The sequence below is a fragment of the Jeotgalibacillus haloalkalitolerans genome (genome assembly GCF_034427455.1).
Classification (GTDB): Bacteria; Bacillota; Bacilli; order Bacillales; family Jeotgalibacillaceae; genus Jeotgalibacillus; species Jeotgalibacillus haloalkalitolerans.
Map to the genome: position 1 here is coordinate 93,344 of NZ_JAXQNN010000002.1, position 13,210 is coordinate 106,553.

Genomic DNA, 13,210 nt, shown 5'->3' on the forward strand with positions numbered 1-13,210 from the left:
CCGACATGAACGGACTTAAATTAATTGATGATGAAATGCTGCCAGTGTATGAAACGGATAAAGGTGAAAAGGTTGTTTTCGCCAGAGAGCTTCATGAATTGCTTTTTGTTCAAAGGGATTTCAGTACCTGGATTAAAGAAAGAATCAGCAGATACGGCTTTATCGAAGGTGAAGATTTTTCCCCCGTTTCGGGGAATGGCTCAACCACGCCACTTGGAGCGACTAAAGGCAGACCTAAGATTGATTACATCCTGATTTTAGATACAGCCAAAGAGATCGCAATGGTCGAAAACAACGAAATGGGTCGAGCAGTAAGACGAAAGTTCATTGCGATCGAAAAGAGATTGCGTGAAGAAAACAAAAAGCCTACAAGTCAATTAGAAGTGTTGCAGGTAGCTGTTAACCAGTTAGTGGCTCAGCAAGAAAAGATTGACCGCATCGAGCAGCAACAACATTCATTGCAACAAGAAAGTGAAACACTAAAACACCGCATTGATACATTCGATCGTATTGATCCACACGGCGATGAAAAGCAACGCCTGGTTAAGATGATTCAAAAATATGCCGGGGTAAACGGCATTCGCTTTGATCAAGCTTGGAGGGAATTCCGATCAGCTTATAACACGGCTTACAGAACCAATATCACAATGCTGATCGAAAATTATAAGATGAAGCACGGATTTAAAGATATGACACTGCCGCAGTACCTATCACTTACTGGACAGTTGCAAGACGGGCTCAGAGTAGCGGACAAGCTGTTAAATCCGAGCCAGCGAAGTGTTTTATAACGAAAGGAGAGAGGCGCAATGCTGAAAGTAGAACTGGATCTCGATCAGCTGCAGGCGGTTATCAAAGACGCGATTGACCAGGCAATGAAAGAACATGCAGTCAAAAACGAATTGCCGCCAGTGTTATCTAAAACTCAGTTTCAAGAATTTCTCGGCATCAGTCACTCAAAGGCAGTTGAGCTGATGAAGCGCGGTGACTTCCCGGTATTTAGAGAAGCTGGTCATCCAAGAGTGCCAACGAAGCAGCTGTTTGAATGGATCGACCTGAATACTAAATGGGTGAAGCGAGAAACGAAATATCTCAACCGAGTAATTTAATTATAAGTCATAAACAAACTATATCGCGGTAGAAAGAGGGCGTTGAAAAATGACAATTGGTAGCGTGCTGAGAACGGAACGGGGCAACCGATCTCAACAACAAATGGTGCTTGAATTGGAGCTTCCGATCTCAAGAGAGAGCTTATCTCAATACGAAAATAACAGAACAGAAATGCCAGCTGACATTAGCAGAATGATTTCAGAAAAGGCGCGTGATCCGTGGTTCCACTTCAATATCGCAAGAGAGTACACAGGATTCGGGCCAAAGAAGCCAGACGGCAGGAAAGCGATCTTGCATCCATCAGCATGGAAAGAGATTGCAGTCAGAGAAATGCAGGAAGCGATTGAATCATTAAACAGCTTCAACTTTGCGCAACCACTTGAAAGCATTGAGAACTGGCAGTATGAGGACCTTCAGAGAGTCGCAGATCAGGCGATAGATGCACAGTATGCAGCAGGTAAGCTGATCGCAGTACTGGCTGAATCATCGAAGCTGGATGTGGTCAAGGCGTATAAGGATAACGAGCGCAAGTTGATTGCTCGGGGTTATTACAAGGAGGGATAACGTGCAGGTCAACAGAGGATATAACATCCGAGAGCAATACAAGGATGAGTTATTCGGTGATACATCACTGGTTGCGTTAGATAGCAAACGCATCATGATTAGTCAGCCAGGGCAGACAGTAAACGGTCAAGTAAGTATACACGTAAATCAGTTGGTGGAAGTATTCAAGCAAATAAGGGGGGCACAGAACAATGAGAGATCATCCAATGATCGAAGAGATCGAGAGACACGGTTATCCGGTTGAGTATCTGGACAGTGAAGAATCACAGGGTTTTGATTTCTACGGAACTGAGCTGTTCCCAGGTGATGATATTGCGGAGATCGGCAATGAGACGATTCACATCGACAATCTGGAACGGTTTTTAGAGGATCATAAGGGATTTAGTTTTAAGACACTTTAGGGGGCGAATGGGATGACAGTTAAAGAGCTGATTATTGAGTTATTGGAATACAAGCAAGAAGCCTATATTGATTTCAGCATAGGCACTGACGACGCTGACGAGTTTGAAATATCATATCCAGCATTTTCATCAAACAAGGTTTACGTGGATTTGAAATTTTATGGTCTTGAGTTGATCGACAAAGACACTATCGAAAGTAAAGACAGCACAATCGCTGGTTTGTCAGATAAAAATGAAGAGTTGCAACAGCGTATTGAGGAACTGGAGAATTTAGTTGAGAAGTGTGAATCAGAAGACAAATAAAAAGACCGTACAGAGGGCACTGAAACGGTCTGGCGTTGCTATATCGCTAATTCAATTATACATAGCAGCGCCGGAAAATACAAGGAGGCGTTATTCTTGGAACCGATTAAATTCAGATATGTAACACGCCATAAAGCATCAGGCAACATCGAGATCAAACATTATTCACTTTATCAGATCGAGCAAGGTGGGTTGTATATCCTATCTCCTGCTTTCCATGCCGATTACGAGATACTTTCAAGGGATATGTATACAGGATTGAAGGATTCAAGTCCAGATGATTCTAAGACAGGCGGATCTTTAGAAATCCATGTCAATGACATTTTATACGACGTTTTCGCAGGAGATTTTTACAGAGTAGATTTTGATGAAAATTATGCAATGTTTTTCCTCAAATTCTTACACGGTAACAGTAAAAGTCCTTTAGATAGGAATTTTGAAGAGTTCGATGTAGAGGTAGGAAACGATTTGTATGTAGTAGGAAATGTATTTCAAAATCAAAATCTACTGGAGGCGACAAAATGAACTTCACATACAAAGGACAAGCCATCTATCAGCCGCACCAAGATGACAGCGATACGATCCACTTCCTTTACGAATGGCTGAAGGATCATGAAAAGTCACTCGGTGGATCGGCAGCATATGAGCAGGTGCTTGAGGAGTATCAGACGAGCCGGACTGAGTGGGAGATGCAGAGATCAGCACCACTTAAATTACTGAAGGAGGCATAACATGAGACAGCTTCAGGTAGTGGAATCAACTAACGATATGACTCGGGAAGAATGGCTGCAACAACGTAAAAAGGGGATCGGCGGATCAGATGTAGGTGCCATCCTCGGAATCAACAAATGGAAATCACCGATTCAGGTCTACTTTGAAAAGATCGGTGAGTATTCAGAGGAAGTCGATAATGAAGCAGTTGAATGGGGCAACATTCTTGAGTCAGTCGTTGCTGAACAGTTCGCGAAAAAGACCGGATATAAGATCCGAAAGAAAAATGCAGTGCTGCAGCATCCAGATGAACCGTGGGCACTTGCGAACGTGGACCGGCTGATCAATGCAGTAGATGAACGTGGACCGGGCGTGCTGGAAGTCAAAACAGCATCAGAGTATGTCCGTAACCAGTGGGAAGATGATGAAATCCCATCAAGCTATCTTGTGCAGTTGCAGTGGTACTTGTACGTCACAGGTTATAAATGGGGTGCATTCGCCGTTCTGATTGGCGGCAATAAATTCAGATACAAAATGGTTGACCGAGATGATGAGCTGATCGAGATCATCAGGCAGCAGGTTAAAGACTTCTGGATCAATCATGTGCAGGCAGGTGTAGCGCCTGAATTCGATGGATCAGAGGCAAGCGAAAAGTTACTTAGTAAAATGCATCCTGATTCAAATGGTGAGCAGATCAACTGGTCGGCCGAGAAAGATAAGCTGATTGAAACGTATCTCGATGCCAAAGGAGATGCCAGAAAGGCAGCAGAAAATGTGAAGCATTATGAGAATCAAATCAAGTCACTTCTGGGTGATTACGAAGAGGCGCATACATTCAGTCATAAAGTCAGCTGGAAGTCAGTAGCGCGCAAGACAGTAGACTCTAAGAAGCTGAAAGCAGAAAGACCGGACATTTATCAGCAGTACACGAAGGAATCAAATTCAAGGCGCTTCAGCGTCAACTAACAGGGGGCATTTATTATGGCGACAAACGATTCATTGAAAAACGAACTGGCAAACAAACAGCAGCAGGGTGTAGCGAAAAAACAGCTATCACCTGAGCAGATGCTTAATCACACTCTAAAGGTTATGTCACCAGAGATTCAAAGAGCGCTGCCGAAGCATATGGATGCAGACCGTATGGCTCGAATCGCATTAACAGCCGTCAGAACCACACCTAAACTGCTTGAATGTGATCAGAAAAGTTTTCTTGCAGCATTAATGCAGTCAGCTCAGTTGGGTATCGAGCCGAACACCGGGCTAGGGCAGGCATACCTGATCCCTTACGGAAATCAAGTGCAATTTCAACTTTCTTATAAAGGCCTTATCGATCTGGCGACACGCTCAGGACAGTTTAAGGCGATCTATGCTCATGAGGTTTATCCAAACGATGAATTCAACTTCCAATATGGATTGAATAAAGACTTGGTTCATGTGCCGGCGCCTGATCCTGACGGTGAGCCGATTGGATATTATGCAGTCTATCACTTAAAGAACGGCGGTTATGACTTTGTGTACTGGACGAGAGAACGAGTGGATCAGCACGCTAAGAAGTTCTCTATGGCAGTTCAAAAAGGTTGGACAAGTCCATGGAAAACAAACTATGACGCTATGGCAAAGAAAACAGTGCTGAAAGAGGTTCTGAAGTATGCTCCTAAGTCAATTGAACTGCAGAAGTCAGTTGAAGCTGACAGTACCATCAAGACTGAGATCAATGAGGATATGAGCAACGTGATTGATGCGACTGATTACACTGTATTCGATGATCAGCCGGAGATTTCTTCTGCTGAGGAAGTGAAAGAATCGTGATCGGAAAATACAAACACGTCAACTCATCAAAAACAGTCAGATTAGTCGCCGCAAAAGGCGAAAACGTGTTTATCAAGCAGTCAGAGGATGGCGTACTGATCCCGGTGCCGAAAACGGACTTTCAGAGGTTGTTTAAGAGGGTTTGGCTGGCAGATGAGTATTGAGGTTTTGACACATTATGCGAACTAAAGGAGGATGCAAAATGAACTTAACAAAGACTACAAAACAGCAATCAAATATTGAAAACCTCTTAACGCTTATAAAGGAAAATCCAGAATTAGAAATCGTTCCAATGATCGCTACAGATGTATGTGCCAGTGATGATTTCACTTCATGGATGGGGTCGTGGGGTTCTGCGAAAATTGATGAGGTTTTCCATAGTGAAGAAAGAATTTATTTCCGATCTATTGATGAAGAAGAGGTTGAAGAAATGTTTTTCAATCAGTTGGAAGTATTAAATCCATCCTGGTCTGACACATACCTACAAGAACAAGCTGAGATAAAAGCAAAAGAAGTACAGTGGGAAAAAGTCATTACGGTTTATATCGACTTACCGTAAAGCACATTCCGAACATTGAACGTCACTAGAAAGGAGCAATCCAGTGGGATCCGCCAGCAAAGAACATTTCGTCAAACTTTATTCAAGAGCACTGAAGGAGCTGTGGTCGGATTCCCTCTCCTTCAGAATCTATACTTACTTTTTGAAAGAAAAGAAGCACTATGCACAAACAGCCAGGCTAAAGAATGGAACGATCGTATTGGAGCCTGAACAGGTCATCACAGGCGCTCCTTCACTCGCAAGACATATAGAGGGTGAAGATGCTTCAAGGTCAGATGCACAGCGAATATGGCGCAAGGTGAAGCAGTTGGAGGAGAAGGGATTCATTAAGCTGGACAGTCATCAGAGGCTGTTCTCCATCGTCACAGTGCTGGATCTCGATAATATAGACGAACCGATTGAGGATGATCTTGAGTTTACGCTTGAGCCGTTGGAAGAAAGTGAGCCTGAGCAGATGCAGGAGCCAGTGCAGGAACCGGAGAGAGAGCCTGAGAATCCTAAAAACGCCTTTAGAGTATTTGAAGAGAACTGGGGCATGATGCCGCCATTGCTAATCGAGGAAGTTGGTCACGAGATAGATGAGATCGACCAGACTGGCGGTGATGGGGATGGGCTTGTATGTGCGGCGATTAAAGTGGCTGTTGTCGCACAGGCTCAATGGCGATTCGCTAAAGGCGTCTTGCTGAAATGGCGCAACGCAAATGTGCTGACAGTTGAGCAGGCAAGAGCATTTACAAGGAAGCATGAAAATGAGATTCAGCAAAGCAAGCAGCAGAAACCGCAGTACAAGGGTTACAGCAAGAAGCCGCAGCGCAAGGAACTTGTGCCCGAGTGGTTTAATAAGCCGGATGAAGAACCCGAGATGACGCAGGAAGAGATCATTCAGATGGAAGCATATAAGCGCCAGAGGGCAGAAAGAACAGGAGGCAGTTAAATGGCGAACTTATCTATTACGCAGCGTAGAAAAATGAAAGAAAACATGAAGATTCTTAATCTCGGCCAGGATATGACGACCGGACAGATGTTTCACCTGCTCGATCAAGGGGTTGCCCGAAGCAGAGTCAGAGAAGCGCTGAAAATGCCGCAGGTAGGGTTTGACATGTTTGTAAAGATGTACGAAGCCGGGCGCGCGAAGAACGATGAGGACATGGCTGAATGCGAAGTGTGCGGATCATGGATTTATAGATACACAAGAGGCAACCGCAAGCGCTGGGTTTGCGAGCATGAAGATTGCTTGAGCGAGCTTGAGAGATTAAAAGCAATAGAGAAGGTGTACTATCGCAAAGCGACCAGGGAGATCGAAAGGGGGAAGCGCCATGAAGCGATATGTGAGGGTCAAGCGCAGAAAGTCAGTGGATAAAGAGAAGCTGGTGACGATTGAGGTGTTTAACAGCAAGGTTGAGGGTGCTGATTATATTATTTTTGAGGGGTGTAAGTGATGAGGGATGCGTGGGTTTTGAAGTTGAAGGAAGAGTCCAAAGAAGATGGCATGGAAGGCGTTTTTTACTTCTGTGATGAGGACGGTGGAGAGAATGACTTTCTTACACAAGACCTTAATGAAGCTACTATCTTCCCTGATAAATATAAGGAAATTGAGAGCATGAAAGAATACGAAAAAGGAATGCTTTCGATGTTCGGCACAGATGCTGTGTTGAATGCCGGTTACACACACATGATGAAAAACTTCGAATTCGTAGAGGTCGAGATCGAAGAGGTTGAATCCAAATGAAAAGGCGCAGATGCAGCATAGACGGTCATGACTACCTGGTCACAAAAGAGGAAAAGACAGTTGATTATCACTGGTCATGGAAAACATGCAGGCATTGTGGATTTAAGACATACGACTTGGAGGATAAAAGATGTTAAATAGAGTTGTTTTGGTAGGCAGGCTGACTAAAGATCCGGACTTGCGCTATACACCATCAGGCGTTGCAGTAGCGACTTTCACGCTCGCAGTCAACAGACCGTTTAAGAATCAGACGGGTGATCAAGAGGCTGACTTCATCAATTGCGTTGTATGGCGCCGCCCAGCAGAGAATGCAGCCAACTTCTTGAAGAAAGGTAGTCTGGCAGGTGTAGATGGCAGATTACAGACGCGGAGTTATGAGAATCAGGAAGGCAAGCGTGTATATGTGACTGAAGTAAATGCTGAGTCGGTTCAGTTCATGGAGCCTAAAGGTAGTGGTCAGGAACAGCAGGACCAACAGAAAGAGCAGAAGCCGCAGGAAAATAAGCAACCAGATGCATTGAAGGATCCGTTTGCTAATGATGGTCAGCCGATTGATATCAGTGATGATGATTTGCCATTTTAGAGAATTCAGAAAGGTGGAAGATCGATGCTAACAACAGTTATCTCGAGAATCAGAGAAGAAGAGCTATTGCAGGCAGTCCAGGATCTTAAAGACAGAGGGTTTGAACAACAGGGTGAGATCGTCAGAGAGTTTTCAGCGCCAAAACGTTTTAGCTCGGCCCAGAAGAAGCGTTTCAAGTTTGAGGAGAATGATCAGTGCGTGATGTACCGGGTCAAGATGGTTAAAACTCGATCAGATGTGAAGAAGTCGGAGCTTACTCAGAAACTTGAAATTCATCAGCATGACATCATCAGCCTGTTTAAAGAAGCGCTGAGAATTGAAGAGGCAGCTATACATGAGGCTGACAAGCTCTGGACAGACATTGAGCGTGAGAGACGTAAAAATGAAGCGCTGCAGATGGAGAATGACGCGCTGAGAAAAGTGTTGCTTGAGCTATATAAAGAAGAGCTGAAAGAGCAGCCGAAAGTGTATAAGAATCCACTGAAAGGAAATTACCCGGCTTATACATGCGTCGGGCGCAGGAAGATTGAGATCGGGCGTTTTGATACAGAGAAAGAGGCAAAGCAAGCTGAGATTAATGCGAGAGGGGTACTGGAAGCATGAGTTTGAAACTATCAGTCTTACAAGATGTCTGCATTGAAAGAGAGCGTCAAGATCAAAAATGGGGCGTTCAGAGACATGATATGGCTACATGGTTAGTCATTCTGGTTGAAGAAGTTGGAGAGTTAGCGCAGGCAATCCAAAGAGATAATCACTGGGGCAAATCTTCAGATGCTGATAACAGCTATACAGAGGCAGTGCAAATATCGGCTGTTGCGGCAGCCATTGCAGAACAATTGAAAGAAGAGGCTCAGAATAAAGCGAAAATGAATGATCCGATTAACCAGGAACTTTAATCAGCTCAGTATCGGGTCATGGTCCGATTTATCGGATCAAAAAGGAGGGAAGTGTTATGACATCCAAACTGCAGCTGATCCACCGCACAGAGGATTTGCATGATATATGTGCTACTTGTGAACTGGTACCACCGGCATCATCACCAAATAACCCGATATGCAGCAAGTGTCCTGTCCAGGCTGAGTTGCAGCAGATCGGCAAGCAACTGCTGATTAATCCAAAGATAGATAAAATTGTCTCTAAAGGCAGGGACATGTCGGTCAGTGAAATGAAATACCTGGTCAATAAGAGTTATGACATAAAGAGTCTGAAAAAGATATTGAAAATGGGTGATGTCGTTATAAGGGACATATTGAATAACAACAATATAAGTGTAAGGGGAGATGAAGAAATGCCGACAATCAATCTAACCACTGATGAATACATGAGTTTTATAGATGAAGGGCTCTCGATCAATGAAATGGCTGAACGAAAAGGCTTAAAGCCGCAGCAGATTTATAACTTTAAGTCATACAACAACCTGCCATCTGCCCCACGAAAGAAAAAGGTGCAGGAGAAATCAGTTGCCTCCATTCCGGCACCAGTAAAGGAGAAAACAATGCCGTTAAAAGTGGTAAAAGATGAATCAGTTTCGCATGATGCACCATTAAAGCAGATGGAAGCGCGGATGAAGGCGAAAGATGAAAAGATCGCTGAGTTAGAAGTAAAGCTGAATCAAAAGGTAGATTACTCAGAGGGCTGGGTCACACAATCGAAGTACAAGGAAGTTGACGAAGATAATAAACGATTGAAATCCAAAATTGAGCAGTTAGAGGAAGAGAACCACCGTCTGAATCATTTAGCTCAAGAGACAGATAGAACTCTTGAAAACGAGCGTTTCAGAGCGAATGATCAGGCTGCTGAATTGGTGTTGGTTACTGAGCAGTTGAAGCATGCTAAAGGATTGTTGAAAGCTATTTTGTAGGAGGGGTTAGATGAAACGTCATAAGAATTCACGATACCAGGAATTAAAAGCTGATTATGATTCGCTGAAGCACTTTCACAAAATTGCGACGGAACAGAATGCTGAGATGAAAGAAGAATTGAAGGTTCTGAGATCAACGAAATCAACAAACGTGAAATATGCAGTTGAGCAACAAGGGAGAGCGCATTACTTTCAAGTCCAGTCAGAGAAGTACGAGGAAGCTTTAAGGGATATTGACACTCATATCAGATCAACGCCTTATCCGGTTCCTTACATCATCGGATCACTTAAAGAAGTGCTGCCAGAATATAAAGAGGCAACCAAATGATTATGGATGCAATAATGGTCTCTGTCTCAGTGCTAAGTGGCGCTGTGATTGGGTACGTTATGGGTTATGCCAATGGGTATGATGATGGTTTTGATGAATGCTATAAAACGTCTAAAGAAGAGATTGATAAGCTCATTAAGAGGGTGAAACGATGAAAGGCAAAAGACCACGACAAAAACGCCAGCAGCGCCAGTGGATCTCGCATAAGGTTGAGATAGACGGCATTGAGTTTGACTCAGCAACTGAAGCAGCTTATTACAAGCAGTTGAAGCGTGATCCGGATGTGTTGGATATTGAATGTCACCCTAAGTTTAATATATTGCCAGCTTACGAGGTTGAGTGTAAAAAGTGTAAAGGTGCCGGACGAATACTCAATAATAGAACACTGAATCTTAATAAATGCGCTCAGTGCAAGGGTAAAGGCAGCAGACAGAAAGCAGGCTCAGTTTACACAGCAGACTTCAAAGTTACTTACCAGGATGGCTACACCGAATACATTGATGTGAAGGGCGGACCAGTGAATGAAGGGTTCCCACTGAGAAAGAAGCTGTTTGAAGTGTTAAAGGGTGTCGAGCTGATCGTTGTTGAGAAAAAGAATAATCAGTTTGTGAGGAAGTGATGAGATGGAGAAGAACATCAGTAAAGCTCAGATCAATATAACAATGGAGATTGACGGTATTGTGCATCTGGTGGCAATGGAACAGGAGAGGCTTGATGCTGTATCAATGTTGATCAGATCAGCAACAGAAACGGTCATACCTACGAAGAAAACGCAGGCTGAGTTAGTTAAATTCTTGGATTATAAGAGGTGATTTAATGCAACCAGTAATCGGGCAGTCAGGAACGATATACAGATCAGATACTCTTGAAGTGATCACTAATGTTGATTATGTTTATCTGCAGATTAGGAGAATTGAAGAATGGATCACGGATTTCGTGGCAAGTTTTGCTGAAGCTGTTCATGAAATTGTTAGTTCATTTGTGCAGATGCTTGAGGGCATAGTTGAAACGAATAAGCAGATCGAGCAAGATAACCAGATCCGCCGCACATGGTCAGTCGATACAGATACCAGGCTTAAAAGTCAGGTGATCGAGAATAAGCCGAGGCATCAGGTGAGAAAGATTATTTGATGGGGGTGAGGAAATGACTGTTGAAGAATTGTACGAAGCGTATTTAAAAGCTGTCAAAGATGCTTCTAATGGACTTGTGACCAGTGATAAGGCTGAATTCTTCAAGATGGTAGCATTTCGTGAAGTCATGACTAAATACGAATATCAGCATATGAAAGATACAGAGGCTCGCAAACGAAAGATGATGGATGGTCTCAAGGGGGATCACGAATGAAGCTAAATGAAAAGCCAGGAACATACGCAATCATTAATAAGCGCACAGGGATGTTTTTGACAGGAACTGATTACAGAACTGAGCCATGGACTCAATTAACATACGGCTGGCAACCTCCTTGCTTATACGCTTATGAATCTAAAGCTGAAGATGATCTGATAGATCGCAGGTGCGGACCAGATTATGAGGTTGTTGAGGTAAAACTGAAAGTAAAAAGGCGTTAGGGGTGTCAGCATGACTGAAAAAGAGCTTGTGGAAAAGGGGATTCCTTACGTGATTGTGTGCAGCGATGGCAAACAGGAGGTTTATCCACTTGAGCCGCACAGCAAGACGACGATCATCACGCATCAGGGTAAGGTGGACAGGATTGAGAGTAATGTGAGTATGAAGTTTAAGGGGCGGTGAGGTAATTGAACAAAAGGATTAAGAAAAAACTAAACAAATTATGCATAAATTGTACTTTTGAAAACCTTTGTCGAGTTGCAGAATTGGATCACTGCAAAGCAAAGTACTATTACAAAAAGTAAGAACCCAAAAACTAAATAACTCCATCAGAAAAACTGAGGAGCTTGAAGCAAAGACCTTGTGAGAGAGGCGCTCTTTGCTTTTGGCTCCTTTTCTCATTTTAAGGGGGAATTGTTGATGAATAAAGAGCAGATTGCAAATACACTGAAAGATTACCACTGGATGGTTGCTACATTGGCTGATAAACGCAATATGATGATCACCAGTGCAGGACTGGTTGCTAAAGGTGGGATTGAATCGTCTTTACCTTCAGGACAAGGCCAACATAGCGACCCGGTGTTCAACGAGGTGACGCGCAGGGAGAAGCAGAATAAGTTCACTCGTCAGTTAGAGGAGAAGGTGCTGTATATTCAGCAGGCGGTAGAAGAGATTGATAATCCTAAAGATCAGGCGGTGCTACATTATCTGCTGTTAGGTAAGAGCTACATGGAGATAGCCATCAGGCTTGATCTGAGCAAGGATGAAGTCAGATGGTGCCGCAAGAGGATTATTAAAGCAATATCAGAACACCACGATTCCCACAATTCCCCCAACGTCGACAAGGGCGAAAAAACATCTGTAAAATGTGGGTAGGTCGGACGGTCTGAAGTGAAGCGCACATATCAATGCGTTGAACGGATACGAGAAACCTAAGATCTGAACAGATCTAATTGACGCTGGTCATATCGTGAACAGAGAATAATACTCTTACAGATTCGACTGGCCGATGGTTTAAGGAAAAACTCTATATGAGTTGATAGATCCAGGTCTACTTGGGTCGAAGTTGAGAGGCGGTTTAAGCTGCCTCTTTTTATTATGCCCAAATGAGGTGAAATGATGAGATACACAGAAGAAGATTGCATTAGAGATACCACACAGCATATTCACGAGGTTAGAAAACAATTAAGCAGAGTGATCGTTGATCTTACAGAAAGAGGCAGGGTGCATGATCTTTCTAAGCTTAAAAGTCCTGAACTGGAAGTGTTTACTGAATATACACCCAAATTACGCGAAAGCACTTATGGTTCTGATGAATATAAGGAAAACCTCGCAGGTATGCAGGTAGCTTTACAACATCATTATGAGAGTAACAGTCATCATCCAGAACATTATGAGGACGGCATTAAAGGAATGGATTTGCTGGACATCATTGAAATGTTTTGCGACTGGAAAGCAGCAACATTACGTCATGCTGATGGTAATCTCAATAAGTCTATTGAAATTAATCAGAAGAGATTCGGATATTCAAATGATCTCGCTCAAATATTTAAAAACTCAGTAAAGATTTTTGAATAGGTGATTACATGAAAATCACAGACAAACAATATGAAGCCAACTGCAAGACTTGTGTATGGATGACGAAAGCAGGTACGAGTAAGAGGGTTTGTCCTTATAGCAGGTGTTTT

At 43.3% G+C, this 13,210-nt stretch carries 28 protein-coding genes; all 28 read left to right on the forward strand.

All coding sequences use genetic code 11. The annotated features are described in order from the left end of the window. Positions 1-5: 5 nt before the first annotated feature. Complete coding sequence (locus UFB30_RS05205) at positions 6-788, forward strand: antA/AntB antirepressor family protein (protein ID WP_322420634.1); 783 nt, start codon at positions 6-8, stop codon at positions 786-788. A gap of 18 nt (positions 789-806) precedes the next feature. Further along, entirely contained in the window at positions 807-1,106 is a 300-nt protein-coding gene (locus UFB30_RS05210; protein ID WP_322420635.1) for a helix-turn-helix domain-containing protein, read from the forward strand. A gap of 49 nt (positions 1,107-1,155) precedes the next feature. Continuing rightward, positions 1,156-1,671: a hypothetical protein gene (locus UFB30_RS05215; RefSeq protein WP_322420636.1), complete on the forward strand. Its 516-nt coding sequence runs from the start codon at positions 1,156-1,158 to the stop codon at positions 1,669-1,671. A 191-nt stretch (positions 1,672-1,862) separates the two neighbouring features. After that, the gene (locus UFB30_RS05220; protein WP_322420637.1) at positions 1,863-2,072 is read left to right on the forward strand and encodes a YqaI family protein; all 210 of its coding nucleotides are present in this window, start codon (positions 1,863-1,865) and stop codon (positions 2,070-2,072) included. A gap of 12 nt (positions 2,073-2,084) precedes the next feature. After that, positions 2,085-2,375 carry a hypothetical protein gene (locus UFB30_RS05225; protein ID WP_322420638.1) on the forward strand — a complete coding sequence of 97 codons (291 nt, stop codon included), beginning with the start codon at positions 2,085-2,087 and terminating at the stop codon, positions 2,373-2,375. Between the two features lie 96 nt (positions 2,376-2,471). Next, positions 2,472-2,900, forward strand: a complete 429-nt coding sequence (locus tag UFB30_RS05230) for a hypothetical protein (protein WP_322420639.1) — start codon at positions 2,472-2,474, stop codon at positions 2,898-2,900. Beyond that, positions 2,897-3,106 carry a hypothetical protein gene (locus tag UFB30_RS05235; protein ID WP_322420640.1) on the forward strand — a complete coding sequence of 70 codons (210 nt, stop codon included), beginning with the start codon at positions 2,897-2,899 and terminating at the stop codon, positions 3,104-3,106. The genes UFB30_RS05230 and UFB30_RS05235 overlap by 4 nt, the downstream gene beginning before the upstream one ends. 1 nt (position 3,107) lies before the next feature. Next, positions 3,108-4,052, forward strand: a complete 945-nt coding sequence (locus tag UFB30_RS05240; RefSeq protein ID WP_322420641.1) for a YqaJ viral recombinase family nuclease — start codon at positions 3,108-3,110, stop codon at positions 4,050-4,052. 15 nt (positions 4,053-4,067) lie between these two features. Then, complete coding sequence (locus tag UFB30_RS05245; protein WP_322420642.1) at positions 4,068-4,895, forward strand: recombinase RecT; 828 nt, start codon at positions 4,068-4,070, stop codon at positions 4,893-4,895. Continuing rightward, positions 4,892-5,059, forward strand: a complete 168-nt coding sequence (locus tag UFB30_RS05250; RefSeq protein ID WP_322420643.1) for a hypothetical protein — start codon at positions 4,892-4,894, stop codon at positions 5,057-5,059. Before UFB30_RS05245 ends, UFB30_RS05250 begins: the two co-directional genes overlap by 4 nt. A 38-nt stretch (positions 5,060-5,097) precedes the next feature. After that, positions 5,098-5,454, forward strand: a complete 357-nt coding sequence (locus tag UFB30_RS05255; RefSeq protein ID WP_322420644.1) for a hypothetical protein — start codon at positions 5,098-5,100, stop codon at positions 5,452-5,454. A 43-nt stretch (positions 5,455-5,497) separates the two neighbouring features. Continuing rightward, positions 5,498-6,388 carry a DnaD domain protein gene (locus UFB30_RS05260; protein ID WP_322420645.1) on the forward strand — a complete coding sequence of 297 codons (891 nt, stop codon included), beginning with the start codon at positions 5,498-5,500 and terminating at the stop codon, positions 6,386-6,388. Further along, entirely contained in the window at positions 6,389-6,814 is a 426-nt protein-coding gene (locus UFB30_RS05265; protein ID WP_322420646.1) for a hypothetical protein, read from the forward strand. Positions 6,815-6,892: 78 nt separating this feature from the next. Beyond that, positions 6,893-7,183, forward strand: a complete 291-nt coding sequence (locus UFB30_RS05270) for a hypothetical protein (protein WP_322420647.1) — start codon at positions 6,893-6,895, stop codon at positions 7,181-7,183. Positions 7,184-7,313: 130 nt separating this feature from the next. Further along, positions 7,314-7,766: a single-stranded DNA-binding protein gene (gene ssb / locus UFB30_RS05275; RefSeq protein ID WP_322420648.1), complete on the forward strand. Its 453-nt coding sequence runs from the start codon at positions 7,314-7,316 to the stop codon at positions 7,764-7,766. Between the two features lie 24 nt (positions 7,767-7,790). Continuing rightward, a complete protein-coding gene (locus UFB30_RS05280; RefSeq protein ID WP_322420649.1) occupies positions 7,791-8,369 on the forward strand; it encodes a hypothetical protein in 579 nt (192 codons plus the stop codon). Beyond that, entirely contained in the window at positions 8,366-8,662 is a 297-nt protein-coding gene (locus UFB30_RS05285) for a nucleoside triphosphate pyrophosphohydrolase family protein (RefSeq protein ID WP_322420650.1), read from the forward strand. Before UFB30_RS05280 ends, UFB30_RS05285 begins: the two co-directional genes overlap by 4 nt. Positions 8,663-8,718: 56 nt before the next feature. After that, positions 8,719-9,627, forward strand: coding sequence for a hypothetical protein (locus UFB30_RS05290; protein ID WP_322420651.1), 909 nt, complete (start codon positions 8,719-8,721; stop codon positions 9,625-9,627). A gap of 10 nt (positions 9,628-9,637) precedes the next feature. Further along, complete coding sequence (locus UFB30_RS05295) at positions 9,638-9,955, forward strand: hypothetical protein (protein WP_322420652.1); 318 nt, start codon at positions 9,638-9,640, stop codon at positions 9,953-9,955. Then, positions 9,952-10,110, forward strand: a complete 159-nt coding sequence (locus UFB30_RS05300; protein ID WP_322420653.1) for a hypothetical protein — start codon at positions 9,952-9,954, stop codon at positions 10,108-10,110. The genes UFB30_RS05295 and UFB30_RS05300 overlap by 4 nt, the downstream gene beginning before the upstream one ends. Then, the gene (locus tag UFB30_RS05305) at positions 10,107-10,574 is read left to right on the forward strand and encodes a DUF1064 domain-containing protein (RefSeq protein WP_322420654.1); all 468 of its coding nucleotides are present in this window, start codon (positions 10,107-10,109) and stop codon (positions 10,572-10,574) included. Before UFB30_RS05300 ends, UFB30_RS05305 begins: the two co-directional genes overlap by 4 nt. A gap of 4 nt (positions 10,575-10,578) precedes the next feature. After that, positions 10,579-10,767, forward strand: coding sequence for a hypothetical protein (locus tag UFB30_RS05310; protein WP_322420655.1), 189 nt, complete (start codon positions 10,579-10,581; stop codon positions 10,765-10,767). A 4-nt stretch (positions 10,768-10,771) separates the two neighbouring features. Then, positions 10,772-11,086 (forward strand): hypothetical protein, encoded by a 315-nt coding sequence (locus tag UFB30_RS05315; protein WP_322420656.1) that lies wholly within the window; start codon positions 10,772-10,774, stop codon positions 11,084-11,086. Between the two features lie 13 nt (positions 11,087-11,099). Beyond that, on the forward strand, positions 11,100-11,300 hold the full coding sequence (locus UFB30_RS05320; protein ID WP_322420657.1) for a hypothetical protein: 201 nt from the start codon (positions 11,100-11,102) through the stop codon (positions 11,298-11,300). Beyond that, positions 11,297-11,524, forward strand: a complete 228-nt coding sequence (locus UFB30_RS05325; RefSeq protein ID WP_322420658.1) for a hypothetical protein — start codon at positions 11,297-11,299, stop codon at positions 11,522-11,524. The genes UFB30_RS05320 and UFB30_RS05325 overlap by 4 nt, the downstream gene beginning before the upstream one ends. Before the next feature lie 10 nt (positions 11,525-11,534). Continuing rightward, entirely contained in the window at positions 11,535-11,705 is a 171-nt protein-coding gene (locus UFB30_RS05330; RefSeq protein ID WP_322420659.1) for an XtrA/YqaO family protein, read from the forward strand. Between the two features lie 237 nt (positions 11,706-11,942). Further along, positions 11,943-12,398 carry a helix-turn-helix transcriptional regulator gene (locus UFB30_RS05335; RefSeq protein WP_322420660.1) on the forward strand — a complete coding sequence of 152 codons (456 nt, stop codon included), beginning with the start codon at positions 11,943-11,945 and terminating at the stop codon, positions 12,396-12,398. Positions 12,399-12,641: 243 nt separating this feature from the next. After that, on the forward strand, positions 12,642-13,100 hold the full coding sequence (locus tag UFB30_RS05340; RefSeq protein ID WP_322420661.1) for a DUF5662 family protein: 459 nt from the start codon (positions 12,642-12,644) through the stop codon (positions 13,098-13,100). Positions 13,101-13,210 lie beyond the last annotated feature (110 nt).